Source organism: Phyllobacterium sp., from assembly GCF_037994425.1.
Classification (GTDB): Bacteria; Pseudomonadota; Alphaproteobacteria; order Rhizobiales; family Rhizobiaceae; genus Phyllobacterium.
Genome location: NZ_JBBNAM010000069.1, coordinates 1 through 16,103 on the forward strand (window position 1 = coordinate 1; position 16,103 = coordinate 16,103).

17 protein-coding genes and 3 pseudogenes are annotated in these 16,103 nt (G+C 57.5%); 12 read left to right on the forward strand and 8 right to left on the reverse strand.

From position 1 onward, the window contains the following. Nucleotides 1-301: 301 nt before the first annotated feature. On the reverse strand, nt 302-856 hold the full coding sequence (locus AAAB35_RS04725; protein ID WP_340667070.1) for a hypothetical protein: 555 nt from the start codon (nt 854-856) through the stop codon (nt 302-304). A gap of 307 nt (nt 857-1,163) precedes the next feature. Here AAAB35_RS04725 and AAAB35_RS04730 point away from each other — a divergent pair, with 307 nt between their 5' ends. Genes AAAB35_RS04730 through AAAB35_RS04740 form a run of 3 tightly spaced genes read left to right on the forward strand, consistent with a single transcriptional unit; the run spans nt 1,164 to nt 4,123 of the window. After that, complete coding sequence (locus tag AAAB35_RS04730; RefSeq protein ID WP_340667071.1) at nt 1,164-1,868, forward strand: FMN-binding protein; 705 nt, start codon at nt 1,164-1,166, stop codon at nt 1,866-1,868. A gap of 3 nt (nt 1,869-1,871) precedes the next feature. Beyond that, nucleotides 1,872-2,615: an FAD:protein FMN transferase gene (locus AAAB35_RS04735; protein ID WP_340667072.1), complete on the forward strand. Its 744-nt coding sequence runs from the start codon at nt 1,872-1,874 to the stop codon at nt 2,613-2,615. After that, nucleotides 2,612-4,123, forward strand: a complete 1,512-nt coding sequence (locus AAAB35_RS04740; RefSeq protein WP_340667073.1) for a hypothetical protein — start codon at nt 2,612-2,614, stop codon at nt 4,121-4,123. The genes AAAB35_RS04735 and AAAB35_RS04740 overlap by 4 nt, the downstream gene beginning before the upstream one ends. Here AAAB35_RS04740 and AAAB35_RS04745 read toward each other — a convergent pair. Genes AAAB35_RS04745 through AAAB35_RS04755 form a run of 3 tightly spaced genes read right to left on the reverse strand, consistent with a single transcriptional unit; the run spans nt 4,102 to nt 6,466 of the window. Further along, entirely contained in the window at nt 4,102-5,475 is a 1,374-nt protein-coding gene (locus tag AAAB35_RS04745; RefSeq protein WP_340667074.1) for a HAMP domain-containing sensor histidine kinase, read from the reverse strand. The two genes, AAAB35_RS04740 and AAAB35_RS04745, sit on opposite strands and share 22 nt — an antisense overlap. Next, on the reverse strand, nt 5,472-6,137 hold the full coding sequence (locus tag AAAB35_RS04750) for a response regulator transcription factor (protein ID WP_340667075.1): 666 nt from the start codon (nt 6,135-6,137) through the stop codon (nt 5,472-5,474). Before AAAB35_RS04750 ends, AAAB35_RS04745 begins: the two co-directional genes overlap by 4 nt. Further along, nucleotides 6,137-6,466: a PepSY domain-containing protein gene (locus tag AAAB35_RS04755; RefSeq protein ID WP_340667076.1), complete on the reverse strand. Its 330-nt coding sequence runs from the start codon at nt 6,464-6,466 to the stop codon at nt 6,137-6,139. The genes AAAB35_RS04750 and AAAB35_RS04755 overlap by 1 nt, the downstream gene beginning before the upstream one ends. 272 nt (nt 6,467-6,738) lie before the next feature. Between AAAB35_RS04755 and AAAB35_RS04760 the strand changes: the two genes are divergently transcribed. Continuing rightward, entirely contained in the window at nt 6,739-6,903 is a 165-nt protein-coding gene (locus AAAB35_RS04760) for a hypothetical protein (protein ID WP_340667077.1), read from the forward strand. Between the two features lie 362 nt (nt 6,904-7,265). Continuing rightward, entirely contained in the window at nt 7,266-7,961 is a 696-nt protein-coding gene (locus tag AAAB35_RS04765; RefSeq protein ID WP_340667078.1) for a VIT family protein, read from the forward strand. 605 nt (nt 7,962-8,566) lie between these two features. On the opposite strand, the pseudogene AAAB35_RS04770 reads toward AAAB35_RS04765, so the two are convergent. Then, nucleotides 8,567-8,870 (reverse strand): annotated as a pseudogene (locus AAAB35_RS04770) (LysR family transcriptional regulator); the annotation flags it as partial. A 202-nt stretch (nt 8,871-9,072) separates the two neighbouring features. Here AAAB35_RS04770 and AAAB35_RS04775 point away from each other — a divergent pair. Together AAAB35_RS04775 and AAAB35_RS04780 are read left to right on the forward strand one after the other, a co-directional pair. Then, on the forward strand, nt 9,073-9,264 hold the full coding sequence (locus tag AAAB35_RS04775) for a hypothetical protein (RefSeq protein ID WP_340667079.1): 192 nt from the start codon (nt 9,073-9,075) through the stop codon (nt 9,262-9,264). Nucleotides 9,265-10,050: 786 nt separating this feature from the next. Further along, a complete protein-coding gene (locus AAAB35_RS04780) occupies nt 10,051-10,659 on the forward strand; it encodes a site-specific integrase (protein ID WP_340667080.1) in 609 nt (202 codons plus the stop codon). A 47-nt stretch (nt 10,660-10,706) separates the two neighbouring features. Here the strand turns inward: AAAB35_RS04780 and AAAB35_RS04785 are convergent. Both AAAB35_RS04785 and AAAB35_RS04790 read right to left on the reverse strand, forming a co-directional pair. Then, nucleotides 10,707-10,960: pseudogene (locus tag AAAB35_RS04785) on the reverse strand (SDR family NAD(P)-dependent oxidoreductase); the annotation flags it as partial. A 20-nt stretch (nt 10,961-10,980) separates the two neighbouring features. Further along, nucleotides 10,981-11,751 carry a DUF6516 family protein gene (locus AAAB35_RS04790; protein ID WP_340667081.1) on the reverse strand — a complete coding sequence of 257 codons (771 nt, stop codon included), beginning with the start codon at nt 11,749-11,751 and terminating at the stop codon, nt 10,981-10,983. A 313-nt stretch (nt 11,752-12,064) separates the two neighbouring features. Here AAAB35_RS04790 and AAAB35_RS04795 point away from each other — a divergent pair, with 313 nt between their 5' ends. The 4 genes from AAAB35_RS04795 (at nt 12,065) to AAAB35_RS04810 (ending at nt 14,962) form a co-directional block, all read left to right on the forward strand. Further along, nucleotides 12,065-12,265 (forward strand): type II toxin-antitoxin system VapB family antitoxin, encoded by a 201-nt coding sequence (locus AAAB35_RS04795; protein WP_340667082.1) that lies wholly within the window; start codon nt 12,065-12,067, stop codon nt 12,263-12,265. Then, entirely contained in the window at nt 12,262-12,645 is a 384-nt protein-coding gene (locus tag AAAB35_RS04800; RefSeq protein WP_340667083.1) for a type II toxin-antitoxin system VapC family toxin, read from the forward strand. Before AAAB35_RS04795 ends, AAAB35_RS04800 begins: the two co-directional genes overlap by 4 nt. A 211-nt stretch (nt 12,646-12,856) precedes the next feature. Further along, nucleotides 12,857-13,765: a tyrosine-type recombinase/integrase gene (locus AAAB35_RS04805; RefSeq protein WP_340667084.1), complete on the forward strand. Its 909-nt coding sequence runs from the start codon at nt 12,857-12,859 to the stop codon at nt 13,763-13,765. Nucleotides 13,766-13,768: 3 nt separating this feature from the next. Next, on the forward strand, nt 13,769-14,962 hold the full coding sequence (locus tag AAAB35_RS04810; RefSeq protein ID WP_340667085.1) for an IS91 family transposase: 1,194 nt from the start codon (nt 13,769-13,771) through the stop codon (nt 14,960-14,962). 356 nt (nt 14,963-15,318) lie between these two features. Here AAAB35_RS04810 and AAAB35_RS04815 read toward each other — a convergent pair. After that, nucleotides 15,319-15,857, reverse strand: a pseudogene (locus tag AAAB35_RS04815) (AraC family transcriptional regulator); the annotation flags it as partial. Between the two features lie 24 nt (nt 15,858-15,881). Here AAAB35_RS04815 and AAAB35_RS04820 point away from each other — a divergent pair. Further along, on the forward strand, nt 15,882-16,103 hold a 222-nt coding region (locus tag AAAB35_RS04820; RefSeq protein ID WP_340667086.1), incomplete at its 3' end, for an SDR family NAD(P)-dependent oxidoreductase.

Here is a 16,103-nt window from a genome sequence, read left to right on the forward strand (position 1 = left end):
CGTATGTTGGTCACGCCGAGCGGACCAAAAAGCTCTTTGCGCTTCGGCGAGTCGAGCCAGTGCTTCGTGCCCTTTGTAATGTTATGGTGGCCAATGACTGTCGGCATTGCATCCTCCCTATCGTAACGGCGAAGGCCGGCATCAACCAAGAGTGCCAAGATCCATCCCCGTCGAACCACGACGCGCCGTTTTGGTTGGACTGTCAATATTTCGTAAAGGGCGGGAAGAACGATTCGGAGAGGGCGTCCGGACGGTTTACCGGCGGGAAAGCGGAACGAGGGACACCGGCTTCAGCTGCTGGTCACGTTCTGCGACAAGGCGAGCATTGTGACACTTCTGCCGATCGGCCCTCCGTTTCCGCTTCGAGAATGCGCTTCAACAGAATGTCGTTCTCGGTCACCAGACGCCGCTCCTCGAATTGCAGGACCTCGGATGAGGGATCGTTGCTGGGCGAGCTTGTCTTCTCGCCGATAAGGTACGCTCGGCTGGGTGGCGATGGAATGAATTGAACGTTGGGCTTCGACGTTTCAATATCGAATACCACGACCTTCAAGGTGCTCCCGATGCTGCCGTTTGCCTTAATGAACCCCACGTTGCCAGTGACCTTGATGAAGCCTCCTTGGCGGTACGTCCAGTCTTGCGCGATTGCCGTATAAAGAAGATCGCACCCCTTCAGTTGACCGGACTTCATATAGGGTTCCATGTGAACCTCAAGTGTTCCCGTCATGCGCGTTAGCACTTCTTCCATCGTATCGGAATGAGCTATGGAAGTGGAGCCCGAGGCCAGCAATGCCATCCCCGCTAAAATCAATCGTCGTCCGAAGTGCATGCCCGTTGCCGTTTTGAACCGCGCCATGCTCTGTGGATGTCGCTCCAGGATTACCCATTGTACCTGATCCCAATGACGTCCCGCAATCAAACAGCACGGAACGGTATTTCATGAGCGAGGCGAAGGCATTGGCGACTCCGCTCGGGCGGGGTGGCCTCGAAAAGCCCAAATCCAATCCACTCAACGTTTCATGCGGCGGCTCACACTATCAAAAGTTATTCATTGGTAATCGACGCTGACAGCCAATTGTCAGCTCGGGTGTGGGATGCTGCGTTGTTGACGGTCGAGCCAGCGATCGTCCGGACATGAACTGCTGTTAGAAACGAGGACATCGATGAAACGACTCGCCCTATCCATTTTCGTGATCACGGCATCCGGCGCGTATGTTTTGCATCAAGTTGGGAACACGACTGCTGACGATCCGTTACGTTCAACACGTCCCGTGAGTGCCGAGGAGACAGTTGGACCACTGGAGCATATCTCTGACCGCCCAATTGCCAACCCTATGCCCCTTACCTGGCCGGCGCCCGCTGAGGCGCTGGAATCAACATCAACCACATTGCCTTCTGCCGGGAAACCAGATGCAACTGCTTCAAGGCCGTCGCCAATTCGTTTCAGACCCGCCCTGGACACGATGAACAAGCGTCCCATTCCTGCAATCACCGCGGATTATATACAGACATATGAATCTGCGCCTGATGCAGCCGAAGGACAACCGCGTGTGGTGCGCGCTACACTGACCGCGCGCGCCAGCCGTTATGTCGATGGTGTTTATACCGGTCCAGCCGCAGACGCCTATTACGGTTTGGTTCAGCTTCAGGCGGTGATCCAGAATGGTCGACTGTCAGCCATAAAAATCCTTCAATATCCGTCCGACCGTCGAACATCCATTTACATCAACCGCCAGGCTTTGCCGCTGCTTCGGGACGAGGCAGTCTCCGCCCAAAGCGCCAAAGTCGACATCGTATCAGGCGCGACGTTGACCAGCAGGGCGTTCATCCGCTCGCTTGGCGGCGCGCTGCAACAAGCCGCTTTGTGATCCATGCGTAGAACGCGCATCCTCATGGGTATGCCGATTACAGTCGACGTGGTCGCATCGGTTGACGGTGCAGTCGTTGACTCGGTATTCGCATATTTTGAACGTGTAGATCGGCGTTTCAGTACCTATATTGCCGAAAGCGAGATCCAAGCGATTAATCGCGGGGAGCTCACTTCGGCCCAGTACAGCGACGAGATGCGCGAGGTCCTGGCCCTTGCCAAACAAACGAAAAGCGAGACGGATGGATTTTTTGATATCCGCCTCGCGCAGGGCCCGATCGACCCATCAGGAATCGTCAAGGGCTGGGCGATCCTAAACGCGGCCCGGATCATTATCGATTTGGGGGCGCGCGACTTCTTCATTGACGCCGGCGGTGACATCCAGTCGTCCGGCAGGAACGCCGCAGGAAGTCATTGGAGTGTCGGCATTCGCAGCCCGTTTAACGCGCACGAGATCGTCAAGGTCGTCTACCCACGTGGACGCGGCGTCGCGACATCGGGCACCTATGTGCGCGGCCAACATATTTACGATCCCCATGCGCCTGGACGCTTGATAAACGAAATCGTTAGTTTGACTGTCATCGGCCCCGATGTTCTCGAAGCCGACCGGTTTGCGACGGGGGCGTTCGCCATGGGCAGGGCCGGGATTCACTTTCTTGAACGGACGCCAGGCTTGGAGGGCTACGTTGTCGACACCAGCGGCCACGCCACCCTGACGAGCGGCTTTGGAGCCTATTGCGAGCCATGATCAGACTTCTCGAACGTAAACTTGACCGTCTCACAATGTATCGCCTGATGCTCTATTATTTGGAGGCGTTACTGGGGGCGGCATTCGTGTTCGGCTTCTTGCAACTGGTGCCACACGAGCCGAGCGCAATAGCTTTCTCGACGGCCTTAATCCTCGCCACTTGCTATATCACCAACTGCATCTTCGCTCGTGTTTTCGGCGTGCCGGCCAACAATGAGTCAGTTTACATTACCGCTCTCATTCTCGCTCTCATCTTAGATCCAACGACAGCATCGGATACGAATGCGGTGGGCGCCATGATCTTTGTTTCTGTGTGGGCGATGGCTTCCAAATTCATCTTCGCCATTGGCAGGAAACACATTTTCAACCCAGCCGCATTCGGCGTTGCTCTTTCGGCATTGCTTCTTGATCAGCCGCCGTCGTGGTGGGTCGGCGGTAACCTCGCCCAGCTTCCTCTGGTCGTCATTGGCGGACTTGTGGTCGTTCACAAGCTGAGGCGGTTCGACTTGGTGACAACTTTCGTACTGGTGAATTTGGCAACGGTTCTATTAACCTCCAATCCTGCACAATATCAGACAGCTCTGATCGAAACCGTTCAGTCCTCTCCGCTCTTCTTCTTCGCGTTTGTCATGCTGACGGAGCCGTTGACTGCGCCCACGATGCGCTGGCCCAGCCTGGCGTTTGCGGCGATTGTAGCATTCCTTACCGCGCCCAATATCCACATCGATACATTCTATTTTACGCCTGAAATCGCTCTTCTCGTTGGAAACCTTTTTGCCTACACAGTCAGCCCCAAGGGTCGTTTCGTGCTGACACTGGAACGCATCGAGCAATCTGCTCATGATACATATGATTTCATATTCAGATCATCGCGTACATTGCCGTTCCAGGCTGGCCAATACCTCGAGTGGACACTGGGCCTTGATCATCCAGACAATCGTGGAAACCGCCGCTACTTTACTGTCGCTTCGTCACCGACAGAAGAGACGATTCGTCTCGGGGTTAAGTTCTATCCCAAATCCAGCGCGTTCAAGCGTGCACTGGCCACAATGATTCCGGGTGAAAGGATCTACGCGTCCCAGCTGTCTGGCGATTTTACCCTTCCGGCCAACCCCAACGAGAAGATTGCCTTTCTGGCCGGCGGCATAGGCATCACACCGTTCCGAAGCATGGTGCAGTACCTCCTGGACCATGATGAGGCACGGCCCATCGTGGTTATCCACGGCATCGAGACCCCACATGACATCGCCTATCGCGACACATTCGAGGCCGCACAACACAATCTCGGCATCAGAACGATTTATGCCGTCGCCCGAGGTGCCGAAAACGGACAATATTGCGGACGCATCGATGCCCGGCTCGTACAGGCGGCAATCAAAGATTATCGCGAACGAACTTTCTACATTTCCGGACCTCAGACAATGGTGAGGACGCTTCGCGAAATGCTGCAATCCATAGGCGTTCGCCGTTCACGGATCAAAGTGGACTATTTCCCCGGATTCGGTTGAGACTTCACCATCAGCTGCGGAAGAAAAATGGTGACGGTCAGCCCAGGCTGGCCGTCGGTCAGACTTAATCGACCACCGTATGCTTCGACAATATCAGAGACGATGGCGAGGCCCAAGCCATTGCCGCCGCCTTTCCTGTCAAGTTGAACACCACGCGACAAGGCCAATTTCCTGTTTGCGTAAGGAATGCCGGGACCATCATCGGCAACCACAATCACCACACCGCCCTCACTGTGGGATCCTTCCACACGCACGGAATTGATTGCAAACCGTGCCGCGTTCTCTATCAGATTGCCCAGGATTTCGGAAAGATCTCCTTCATCGACTGGCGCCGTTAGCGTTTCTGCGACATCGACTATAAACTGTAAGCTCCTGCCTCGGGGCGTGCGCTCCACGACCCCTATGATGCTCGCCGCGATGTTCAGCACTCCGCACTCCGTCTTATCGGCAATCCCCGGCGCAAGGCGTGCTCGTGCCAACTCCACGTCGATATGGCGCCTGATCGTTGCGAGGCTCTTCTCAATTTCGTCGGCTAGATCTAGTTCACCCTTTGCGCGCAATAGCCGGATGTCGGCCGCAACAACCTGCAACGGGGTCTTGAGACCGTGCGCGAGATCGGTTGCGCGCGAGCGGGCGCGAGCAAGCGCCCTCTCCTGCGTCTCGAGAAGACGATTGATCTCATCGGCAAGAGGCTGAACCTCGCTCGGGGCAGAACCGTCGAGCCGCGCGGTGCGCCGACTGATAACATCGCTAACCGCACGACGCAATTTCTCAAGTGGGGTAAGACCGACCGTAATCTGAGTGAAAAATGCTGCGGTCAATACACACGCAAGGAGAACAATCGCCGGCGCCAGCTCGCGGACATACTCGCTTACCGACGTCTGGATTGTCCGATGGTCCTCCATCACGGTGGCACGAAAGGATCTCCCGTTTGGCTCCGTAATTTTGCGAGTGACCGCGAGGGCGATCGTGCCTTCTGGACCGGCCATCTCCTCCATATGGACGCTACCGTCGTTCGCCGGGTCGGCAGGTCTTGCAATGGTTGCATCCCACAGCGATCGCGACCGAGTGAGTTCGCCGGAGGCAAGGTCTTCGACTTGCCAGTAATGTCCCGACAAAGGCGTTTTGAACCGCGGATCGGTGAAGACCGGTGTTACCGATAGCTTGCCGGCGCCAGTAAAGCTCGTTGCGCTTATTAGTTCGTTGAGGTCAACAATAAGCTCGCTGACTACACGCCGCTCGACATGACGTTCGAACAAGAAGCGCAATCCGATGCCAGCGATTGCCAGCGCGATGAGAATGGAGATCGTTGCCGCTGACCAAAGCCTGATGCGGATCGAGTTTCCCATCATACGGAATCGTCTGGGACCAGATAGCCAAATCCGCGCCTCGTTTCGATGACCTCGCTGCCCAGCTTGCGGCGGAGACGTGCGACAATCGTCTCGATCGCATTCGGATCGCGTTCGTTTCCGGAATCATAAAGGTGTTCGGCCAGCTCCGTCGGCGCGACCACCCGCCCGGCGTGATGCATGAGAAATCCGAGCAATCGATACTCTAGAGGCGACAGCGCGATAGGCACGCCGCGAAGCGATATTCGCATCTGCCGTGTATCCATCAGCAATGGTCCTGATCGCAAGACTGGCGTTGCTTGTCCAGTCGAGCGACGAAGCAGCGCTCGGATCCGAGCCAGCAACTCCTCCATCTCAAAAGGTTTGGGAAGATAGTCGTCAGCTCCCGCGTTGATGCCCGCGACGCGCTCCGTCCAAACGCCCCTGGCAGTCAGAATGAGGACCGGAAATCGGCGGGCGTTGTCCCGCCATCTTCGAAGTACGGTGAGCCCGTCGAGTTTGGGCAGGCCCAGGTCGAGAATTGCGGCATCATAATTCTCAACATCGCCTGCAAACCAGGCCTGTTCTCCATCGCTAACAATATCGACTGCCATGCCCGAAAATTTCAAAGTAGCGGCAATATCTGCTGCGATCTTGGGCTCATCTTCGACAAGAAGGATTTTCATCAATCGTTGCCCTTGCCGCGCATCACCGACCCCGCGTGTGCATCGACGTGAACGATCCTCCGGCGGCCGTCCGGTGTCACAACCTGGAGCCGGTAGACCCATTGGTCTTCACGCCGAACGAGATCGATCGCCACCACGTCTCCAGGTATCTCAGCGTGCACGACGGCAAGAATATCCGTCAGGCTCCGTATATCTCCTTGATCATGCAGGTCTCTAGCGAGGTCATGGTCCTCATCCTCCTCATTGTCATCCGCACCGGCCGTAATAGGCATTGCCATGAGAAGGCCAACCAGCGCTAAGACAGAGAAGCGTTTCAGTCTCGTCTTCATGGTTGAAATTTCTCGCATAACGAAGCTGTCAATTAGCCGTCAACCCTCCACGGCCAGCTGCAAGCCGTGATCTTGTAGCAAGATCTTATCGTGCTCAATCATGGCCGAATTAGAAGGATATCAGAACCATGCGCAGATTATTGCTATTGCTTGCCAGTCTGGCATCGCTGGCCACCATCACCAATCTGGCTTTGCCGGCTGCAGGGGAACCGAAGTGTCCAGATTGCTTGGTCAAATCCGCGGACGCCCCGCTTGACTTGGGAGCGATCCCGATGAAACCAATCAATGGCCATCAATCAATTCAGGGTATTTCAATCGGCGACGAAGAGAATGACGACATGAAGACTATCGACAGTGACCGCGCTACTCTTGATCGTCCCGTCGTCAATACACAAGACAACGAAACGTCGCACGAGGGACTTGAAGAAGACGACTAGGAAGCCAATCCATTGTTAATCAGATGATGATGGCGGCGCGTGTTCGCCGCCATCATCAACAAGCAACAGATGCTGTTTTATGCCTCGCAAAATCGCGTTGGGGTTCGCCATCTCGCTCATCCCTATCCGTACTATTGCGCTTTGGCTCGGCTTTGCTCTGGATCAAAGGCAATTGATATTTTTTTGCTTAAGACAATTCTTCGCTGAAATCCGATCATTGACATTCGATGGATTGTGTTTTGACGGCAAAGAAAGCGGTGTGAGTGGTCGATCTACCCAACAAGAGGGATTCTGAACATTGGTCAATGGCAATAATCTGGAATACATAGTCAGTGCGGCACAAACCAAATCCGGAGGAAGGCATGAGCCGTCAGCATACTGAAAAACATCTTGTCTCGCGTATAGGCTGGTTGCGCGCTGCCGTCATGGGTGCAAACGACGGAATTGTCTCGACAGCAAGCCTGATTGTAGGCGTCGCCTCCGCATCTGCCGCAGGTTCGCAAGTGCTGCTTTCCGGAATTGCAGGGTTGGTCGCGGGAGCAATGTCAATGGCGGCCGGCGAATATGTATCGGTCAGCACGCAGTCTGACACGGAGAAAGCCGACCTTAATCGCGAGCGCATGGAACTGGCGACCCAGCCTGACTTTGAGCGGGACGAACTCGCGCAGATTTATGTAATGCGCGGCGTAGAGCCGGATCTTGCGCGCCAGGTTTCCGATCAATTGATGGCGAGGGATGCCCTTGGTGCGCACGCGCACGATGAACTCGGCATTACTACGATGACGGCAGCACGTCCTATCCAGGCAGCAGTGACTTCGGCAGCGACGTTTTCCATAGGTGCGGCAATGCCACTTGCGATGGTACTGGCCTCACCCGCATCAATGCTGATCCCCATCGTCTCCATCGCCTCTCTGTTCTTCCTTGCTCTGCTTGGCGCAATTGGCGCGAAAGCAGGTGGCGCAGACGTTCTTAAGGCCACACTGCGCGTGACGTTTTGGGGCGCATTCGCCATGGCACTCACAGCGGGAATCGGCGCACTTGTCGGCAGCGCCCTCTGATCGAGCGCTTTAGAGCTCGTTGAAAACCAAGTGCCGATCTCGTCGCTTACATGCTGCGCCAAGTGCGCTAATTGCAGGCGGCAAGACCAGATTATTCTAACGCTGCGGCGGCTGCGAAGACGGCTCAGTGTGAGATGTTAATCGCATCATGTCGGTTCCGATCACGATGTTCTCATTGCCATCATGGGCTCGCGCAAGGACCCCAACAGACTGCATTCTAAAATTCTCCTGCCTAACCCAGGGCCCACCTTAAGAGCAAGGAGAGACATCACTCCATCCAAGGCGTTCAGCGGTGTGAAAAGTTGTAAATCCCATATTGCGGTCGGGTTCATATAAGTCCCTTGCCTTGAAGGGTCCGAACCAACGATCCTTTTGTTACAGAAGCCATTCCTCTCAAATGCCCCAAGTAGCGGACATCGGCCCGGCCGGGATGGAATGACCGATCTGGGGCCGTTTGCTGTCCGGCAGGTCCCCGTCGGATGAAGAAGATAGCGGACCGGAGTTCAGTCACCTGCTAGGACCTTCGTTCAGTCACCTGCTAGGCTCTTGAAGAAGCGGAAGTAGTCATTCAGCCGCAACCCTGAGCATCGGCGACCTCCTGCGCATCAGTCGCGCGATACAGACAGCCCTACGAGAAGCGGCGCGTACGTGGCGAGCCTGCGGGATATGAACTCAGTGAATAGCCGCACGCGCTTCGTCTTGCGTGTCTCCCCCTGCGTGAGAAGCCAGAGCGTTCCATGCATGTGCAGGTCTGTGCCCGGCACCCTCACCAGTAGGGGGTCGACATCTCCGACGAAGCAGGGTAGTGTCGTCATCCCGAGCCCTTGCCGTACTGCAACGATCTGCGCCTCGCCCTCCGTGGTCCTGAACGGAACGCCCGTGGTACGAACCTCCACCCTCGCGGGCCCACGTTACTGCTTCTGGCGACGCCCCTTTCGCTCTTTCTCGACTTTTTCGATCTCGTGTTTTTGCTTCAATAGTTCCGCCTGGTCGCCCCTCGTCTCTCAACGACGCCCTCTCAAAGCCGATTACGCTAACGATGCTTGAACAGCCGATTTATCCACGTTCCTTTCAGGTCAGCGATAATGCCTTCAGTCGCTTGGAGGTCCGTATGATCACGTTTCAGATTGTTTTTCTTTTGACCGGTTTTCTCACCATCTTCTGCGCGCTAACGGCCGCAGCCATCGTTGGCTTTGGCGATACGCGCCGCAACAACGGTCAGCGGGTTGTTGCCGAGACCTTCGCACAGATTGCGTTGATAGGTGCGGCTGCGGTCGCGTCATTGCTTGTCGTACGGGTTTGACATTTTGGGATTATCAAGTGTCAAAGGGAGGCTTGCCATGGGTCATCAGAACGCTTTCGGGTTCGACCTTTCAGACGAGGACGCTTTGGAGCGCTTGCCTCCACGCGACAATCCCTACTGGCAGGTCACCGAATAAGGCCGCGCGATCGGTATTCAGCACAATTGTGAAGGAAGGAGTTTCTGGGTCGCGCGCGTCCGTCGCAAGGATGGGAATTATCGGCAGTACCGTATAGGTCGCGTCGTGTCGAAACCAAGCATCGAGGCAATGGGGCTGACTTTTGCAGAGGCGCTGCAGAGGGCCGAGGCTTGGTTCGCTGATCCAAAAACCGCTCAGATGCCGTCGACCCCTACCCCATTGGCAGCACAGAACATTTGAATTTTTGCCCCGTGGGCGACACTTTTACATTGGGTCATGCGTTGCACGACTACGTTGAATGGAAACGCATCGCCGCAGCGAGGTCCCATTTCCTCGTTCTGGCGACCTTGATCAATTTCCACATCGTACCTCGACTGGCGAGCATTCCAGCCGAGAGATTTAACGGCGAACGCGTGCAAGCATTCATTCGTGATGTGTTGGAGACACCGGCGCGACGCGGCCATCAGCCGCCTCTCCGGAAGCGACCAATTCATCAAATGAGCGAAGATGAACTCCGCAAGCGCAAGAAGACCGTCAATACCTGCTAGTATCTACGCGTATCGCTGCAGTTAGCCTGGGAGAACGGAAAGGTCGAAACCGATCGTGCCTTGCGCTGTATTCGCAGACTTCCCGTCGTCGACCGGCCGCGTATGCTGCATCTGAGCCGACCAGAATGTCATAGATTGTTGGATCGATGCGACAAGCCTCTGCACGACCTGGTGCTTGCGGCGCTCTATACCGGCTGCCGTGTAACGGAACTAATGCGCATAACCGCTGCCGACGTCGAGTGCGATGGTCCTGGCATCTACATCGTACCTGTCAAATGCTATCGTCCTCGTTTCGTTTTCCTCCCCGATGAGGGACTGGCATTCTTCCGGCACCTCGCACGAGGAAAGGAGCCACGCGATCCGCTGTTCTTCAACGGCGCAGGCTATACCTGGAGCACTTATAAATACCACTTCAAACAAGCCGTGCTGGCAGCAGGCTTACCGAAGGAGTTTTGCTTTCATGGCCTGCGGCATACTTATGCCAGCCAGTTGATTCAGGCCGGCGCACCGGTCCTCGTTGTTTCTGAACAGCTTGGCCATCGAAATTGCGATAAGGTCATCCGCACTTATGGTCACATGGCACCACAAGTGCGCCTTGCTGAAGTCCGCGCTCGGTTCACAAGTCTCGTCAGCCCGCCCAACGATGGAATGCTATTCTCATATGATGAATTACGGCGTCAGGGACGTTCGTTACCGGACCCTTGCTCTTGATTTGCCCAAGGTTCGTGGGGCGTCGTTACACAAGAACCATCCAGGACAATGCCTTTGTCCGCCAGACGTTGTGGGAGGCCTGCGGTAAAATTCTGGATGGCGCCCTTTTTGGTCGTGTACGCGAGCAACGAAGGGCTGGGAGCGTGTGCGTGAAGGTCGCTTGGTGCGCGGCATTGTTGACGAGGATATCGATGCCACCTAACTCAGCAACGGCTTTATCGACAATCGAACCGCAATGTGCAAACGATTGGATGTCACCGGCCATGAGCACGCCCTTGTTTCCCGTCTCCTCGATGACCCGCAGGAGTGTCCTCGGCTGCGCTATCGGGAATGCGCACTGGCTGCGCCAAGGTGTTGCGCCAAGGTGTCCAGGGAAGAGTTATCAGGCCAATATTTGATCACCTCACCAGCTTTGGACCTTATGCGTAGGCAGGCATCTCCAATGCAATACGATCGTAAGTGACATGCGGAATGAGCTTGCCCCCCCTCGCCCTTCTCCAGTTCGACCAACCCATATCGTTGCATCGTTCGAAGCGTGCGACTTAGATTTGATTTTGCTCCTCCAGACATCGTTTCCAGTTCGGCAATCGAGGTGGGCTTTTCTCTAACAATGATCTCAAGGAGGGCGCGATTTCGATCTGACAGAACCTTTGCAAAGCTTTCGACGGAGGTGAACCAGACTTTGGGATCATCCCTTTTGGGTTTAAGCTGCCCCCGAGCAATAGCCAAAGTCCGGCTCTTCATCGTCTCATAGCTGGCAATTCCAACATGAAGTGTCTTCTTCATTTTGATCACTCCTATCTCTCTCAAAACGCCGTCGACTTCGTTCCAGAAGTCTTCGAGTAGGTTGGCGGCATCGCTGTACTCATAAGGCTTTACAGTGCGGAAACGGTACTTGTGGTCGAATTTTTGGGTCGACTTGCGACTTGGACCACTCACACCAGAAATCGCATGAACATTATCAAAGCCCACCATCCGTTCGCCGGTTGGTCCGTGTAACGTCAACGAATAGCGCAACCCATGTGGCCGTTGTGACGTGACCGCAACTGCCGTGACCTCGAACTTGACCCAATACCTGTCGCTTACAAACATTGTCTGACCATGTCGCCATAGACAGCGAAACATGTAGGTCGAAGAAAGCCATCTTTGTTCCCCCAGAATGCAGATGGGGGTACGCAAAAAAAACGACAGCGTTCAATCGCCCGCCTTGAAAGGATGCGAACCGTGAGCCCGCCATTTATGATGGTAGATCGCTCACTATGTAGATAGTCAATAGCACTTGAGCTTCGACCCTCCGGTAGAAATTTTTACGCTACATCAGTGACCTTCACAGAACTGCTGCAACCGGCATGGATTTCATCACCAAATGGTGCTATTTTTCGCGCCTCAATTAGGGAGCTACATTATGCGATCGACTATTAACCTCGACGACACGCTTTTAGATAAGGCTAGGTTCTTAACCGGTACAAAGGAAACCGCAGCCCTCGTGCGCCAGGCGTTGGAAACGCTTGTCCGTGTGGAGTCCGGAAAGCGCCTTGTCGCGCTCGGAGGAACTATGCCCGATGCCGAGGCAGCTCCCCGCCGCCGGAGCGCAGCGGCCAAGTGATACTCGCGGACACCTCGATCTGGATTGATCATTTTCGTCGTGTTGATGCGGAGCTGCGCAGGATTATTGAAGACGACCTCCTACTTTGCCACTTAGCCGTGATCGGTGAGTTGGCGCTTGGCAGCCTTCGGGATCGCGGCAGCGTGATCGCTTTTCTGGCGGCGCAGCGCGAGGCGGTCGTCGCCACGCACGACGAAGTTATGACAATGATCGATCGCCACAGTCTTTTCAGCATCGGCATTGGCTACACCGATGCTCACTTGTTGGCATCCGTCCTTCTTGACCAGCGAGCGACCTTATGGACCAGAGACAAGCGCCTAAGAGCAGCGGCTGAAAAGGCCGGCGCTTCACTACACCTACCCGTCAATCGTCCCAACTAAAATTGCCACCAAAGCCCTCATTTCAAACGCCCCAGTAGCCGACATCGACCGGGCGTGATTGCAATGACCGATTTGGGGCCGGAGAACGAACCCGCTGCGCGGGATGGGCGCGTGGGGAGAGGTAGAGATCACGAGCCGGATGTCGCGCTCGCATTGAGCGTCGTCCGGCAGCGGCAGAGCATGACGGGCTTCTTCAACAAGGAGCCTGACCATGCCTCATCCAGTTCTCGATGCACCCATCAGCCCGCTGCGCCAGAGGCTGATCGACGACATGAACATGCGGCGTTTCTCACGGGAAACGCAGCGCAACTATCTCCGCGACATCGGACGCCTGGCGACGTTCCTCGGGCGTTCACCCGACATGGCCACAGCCGACGACCTGCGCCGGTTCCAGATCGAACAGCAGGAGGACGGCGTTCCCGTGCCGACCATGAACAGCATCGTGTCGGCGCTGCGCTTCTTCTTCACCCACACGCTCGACCGCCCCGACCTGGCGCGCAGGCTCGTCCGGCTGGCGCATCCGCGCAAGCTGCCCGTGGTGCTCAGCCGCGATGAGGTCGCCCGGCTCCTCAACGCCACCACCTGCTTGAAGCACCAGGCCGCGCTCTCGGTCGCCTATGGTGCGGGTCTTCGCGTCGCGGAAGTGTCGATGCTGAAGGTTGCCGACGTCGACAGTGAGCGCATGCTGCTCAGGGTCGAGGGCGGCAAGGGCGGCCGGTATCGCAACGCCATGCTGTCGCAAGACCTGCTCTTGTTGCTGCGCCAGTGGTGGAGGGTCGGGCGGCAGCAGGGCGTGATGCATCGCGACGGCTGGCTGTTCCCGGGCCAGCACGCGATGAAGCCGATCAGCACGCGACAGCTCTATCGCATCGTCGTCGAGGCGGCCCAGGCCGCCGACATCACCAAGCGGGTCGGGCCGCACACGCTGCGCCACAGCTTCGCCACCCACTTGCTGGAGGACGGCACCGACATCCGGATCATCCAGGTCCTGCTCGGGCACGCCAAGCTGAACAACACGGCTTTCTATACCAAGGTCGCGACTCGCACGGTGCGAACGGTGACGAGCCCGCTCGACAAGCTCGGCCTGTTCAAACCGGGAGAGATATCGCCCGACCGTTGAGTCGTGCGCGCCTCGGTCGAGGTCGCCGACATCTTCCGTGTCGCGGGGCCTGCATACCGGGCCGCTCATGCCGGCCATCTAAGCCTCGCCCAGCTCAAGGTCATGTCGGCGATCAAGAACTGCCGCACCGCAGCCCTTGGCGGTCACGTAGAGGCCTGCGAGGACTGCGGTCAGTGGCGCATCGCCTACAACTCGTGCCGCAAACGGCACTGTCCGAAGTGCCAGGGCGCGGCGGCGCGCACATGGCTCGCCGAGCGCGAGGCCGATCTGCTGCCGGTCGGCTACTTCCACGTCGTGTTCACGCTGCCCGCCGAGGTCGCCGACATCGCGTTCCACAACAAGGCGCTAGTCTACGACCTGCTGTTCAAGGCGGCAGCGGAGACAATGCTGACCATCGCGTCGGAGCCGAAGCATCTCGGCGCCAAGATCGGCATCACCGCGGTCCTCCACACTTGGGGGTCTGCGATGACGCACCATCCGCATGTCCACATGATCGTGCCGAGTGGCGGCATCGCGCCAGATGAAAGCCGATGGATATCGTCGCGTCCGGCCTACCTCCTTCCGGTGAGGGTGCTCGGCAAGCTGTTCCGGCGGCTGTTCCTCACCCGGCTGGTCGCTCTCCACGAGGCCGGGCAGCTCGCCTTCTTCGGGTCGATCGCACACCTCATCGACCGCCGAGCATTCCTGCGCCAGCTTGCTCCTGTCCGGAAGAAACGTTGGGTGGTGTACGCCAAGGCGCCGTTCGCCGGTCCCGAAGCGGTGCTCGCCTACCTGTCGCGCTACACCCACCGAGTGGCAATCTCGAACAGTCGCCTGATCGCCTTTAACGCGAGCGGTGTCACCTTCCGCTACAAGGACTACCGCCGCGATGGCGCCGATCGACAGCAGGTTATGACGCTCGCAACCGAGGAGTTCATTCGCCGTTTCCTCATTCATGTCCTGCCGCGCGGCTTCCATCGCATCCGGCACTACGGCCTGCTCGCCGGCTCCGCCCGCAAGGCCAGCCTCGCGCTCGCCCGCGAACTCCTGGACGTCGCCGCGCCACCTGATGACGACACATCAGGCGAACCGCAGGACTTCCGCCCGCCATGTCCGTGCTGTGGCGGACGCATGATCGTCATTGAGGTGTTCGAACGCTGGAGGCAACCGCGCGGACCGCCGGATAAGCCGGCGACGAACCGGGAGACCGCTCCATGATCCGGCATGGCGTACTCCAGTTTCAAGCCGCAGGCATACAGCCTCCGGCAACGGATCCACGCGTGTCCACGGCACTAGCAGATGCCAACAGGCGCCCGTCCGGCCCAGCTCCGGGCCGCCAACATCGCGCTGAGGCACAACGAAGCAGCCTGACCGCATCCATCCCCGCGCTTCCCGGGGGCGGTCGCGCAATTACCGACATCAGCCGCAGATCGAAATCCCCATAGCCATCGCCTGTGGCCCGCGGGTTCCTTCCTCGGGGACTTTCGTACGCCTGCCGGCCGCCCGAAACCCTTCACGTTTGCAGACCGACTGCTATTGGACGATCTGAACCGGAAAGCAGTCCATCGAGACGTTCAGACAAATTCACCGAGATGACAGCGAACCCATTCGGCCTCTTGCGACGCCGTGCGCCGGAAGTGTCGCTTGAAGTCGCGGCTGAACTGGGCAGGACTGGCGTAGCCTACAGATGAGGCGATTTGTGCGATTGTCTTGTCCCGGCGCGCGATCATCAGCCGCGCCTCGTGGAGCCGCATCGCCTTCACATATTGTATGGGAGTGCTGCCTGTCAGTGCCTTGAAATGGGCGTGGTAGGAGGGAACGCTCATGCCCGCTTCGCTCGCCAGCGCGGCGACCGAAATCCGGGAACCGTAGCTTTCGCGTAGCCGGGCGAGGCTCTGCACGATCCTTCCGGAGGCCCCCGCTGTTGCAGGGCCGAGACAAGCGCCCCGCCTTGCGGGCCGACCAGCACCCGGTAGTGCAGCTCGCGCAGGATGCCTGCGCCCAGAACCGCAAGCTCGACAGGATCGTGCAAGGCCCGCAGCAGGCGCAGCACGACCTCCTCGATGGCCGGCTCCATTCTGCTCGACACCAGGCTTCTCACCCTGCCGGATGCCGATCCGGCGCCTCTCGCGCTCGTCTGCGAGGCGATCTCGGCAGCACCGTCCGCTCAGAACAGTCGCGGGCAAGCCTCACGGAACGCCTGCCGGCGGTGCGGTCCGTCCTGTGCGACGTGACTGAGTTCGACCGGATACCCGACGTCGTCCGACAAGCCGAGGACGACCATGGGCCGGTCGATGTGCTGATCAACAATGCCGGCTACGGTCACGAGGGGATCCTCGAGGAATCGCCGCTCGAGGAG

Bases quoted from the DNA above. Each gene is read 5' to 3' on its own strand.
- AAAB35_RS04725 (WP_340667070.1), bottom strand. From the start codon at position 856: ATGGCGCGGTTCAAAACGGCAACGGGCATGCACTTCGGACGACGATTG.
- AAAB35_RS04730 (WP_340667071.1), top strand. From the start codon at position 1,164: ATGAAACGACTCGCCCTATCCATTTTCGTGATCACGGCATCCGGCGCG.
- AAAB35_RS04735 (WP_340667072.1), top strand. From the start codon at position 1,872: ATGCGTAGAACGCGCATCCTCATGGGTATGCCGATTACAGTCGACGTG.
- AAAB35_RS04740 (WP_340667073.1), top strand. From the start codon at position 2,612: ATGATCAGACTTCTCGAACGTAAACTTGACCGTCTCACAATGTATCGC.
- AAAB35_RS04745 (WP_340667074.1), bottom strand. From the start codon at position 5,475: ATGATGGGAAACTCGATCCGCATCAGGCTTTGGTCAGCGGCAACGATC.
- AAAB35_RS04750 (WP_340667075.1), bottom strand. From the start codon at position 6,137: ATGAAAATCCTTCTTGTCGAAGATGAGCCCAAGATCGCAGCAGATATT.
- AAAB35_RS04755 (WP_340667076.1), bottom strand. From the start codon at position 6,466: ATGAAGACGAGACTGAAACGCTTCTCTGTCTTAGCGCTGGTTGGCCTT.
- AAAB35_RS04760 (WP_340667077.1), top strand. From the start codon at position 6,739: ATGAAACCAATCAATGGCCATCAATCAATTCAGGGTATTTCAATCGGC.
- AAAB35_RS04765 (WP_340667078.1), top strand. From the start codon at position 7,266: ATGAGCCGTCAGCATACTGAAAAACATCTTGTCTCGCGTATAGGCTGG.
- AAAB35_RS04775 (WP_340667079.1), top strand. From the start codon at position 9,073: ATGATCACGTTTCAGATTGTTTTTCTTTTGACCGGTTTTCTCACCATC.
- AAAB35_RS04780 (WP_340667080.1), top strand. From the start codon at position 10,051: ATGCTGCATCTGAGCCGACCAGAATGTCATAGATTGTTGGATCGATGC.
- AAAB35_RS04790 (WP_340667081.1), bottom strand. From the start codon at position 11,751: ATGTTTGTAAGCGACAGGTATTGGGTCAAGTTCGAGGTCACGGCAGTT.
- AAAB35_RS04795 (WP_340667082.1), top strand. From the start codon at position 12,065: ATGCGATCGACTATTAACCTCGACGACACGCTTTTAGATAAGGCTAGG.
- AAAB35_RS04805 (WP_340667084.1), top strand. From the start codon at position 12,857: ATGCCTCATCCAGTTCTCGATGCACCCATCAGCCCGCTGCGCCAGAGG.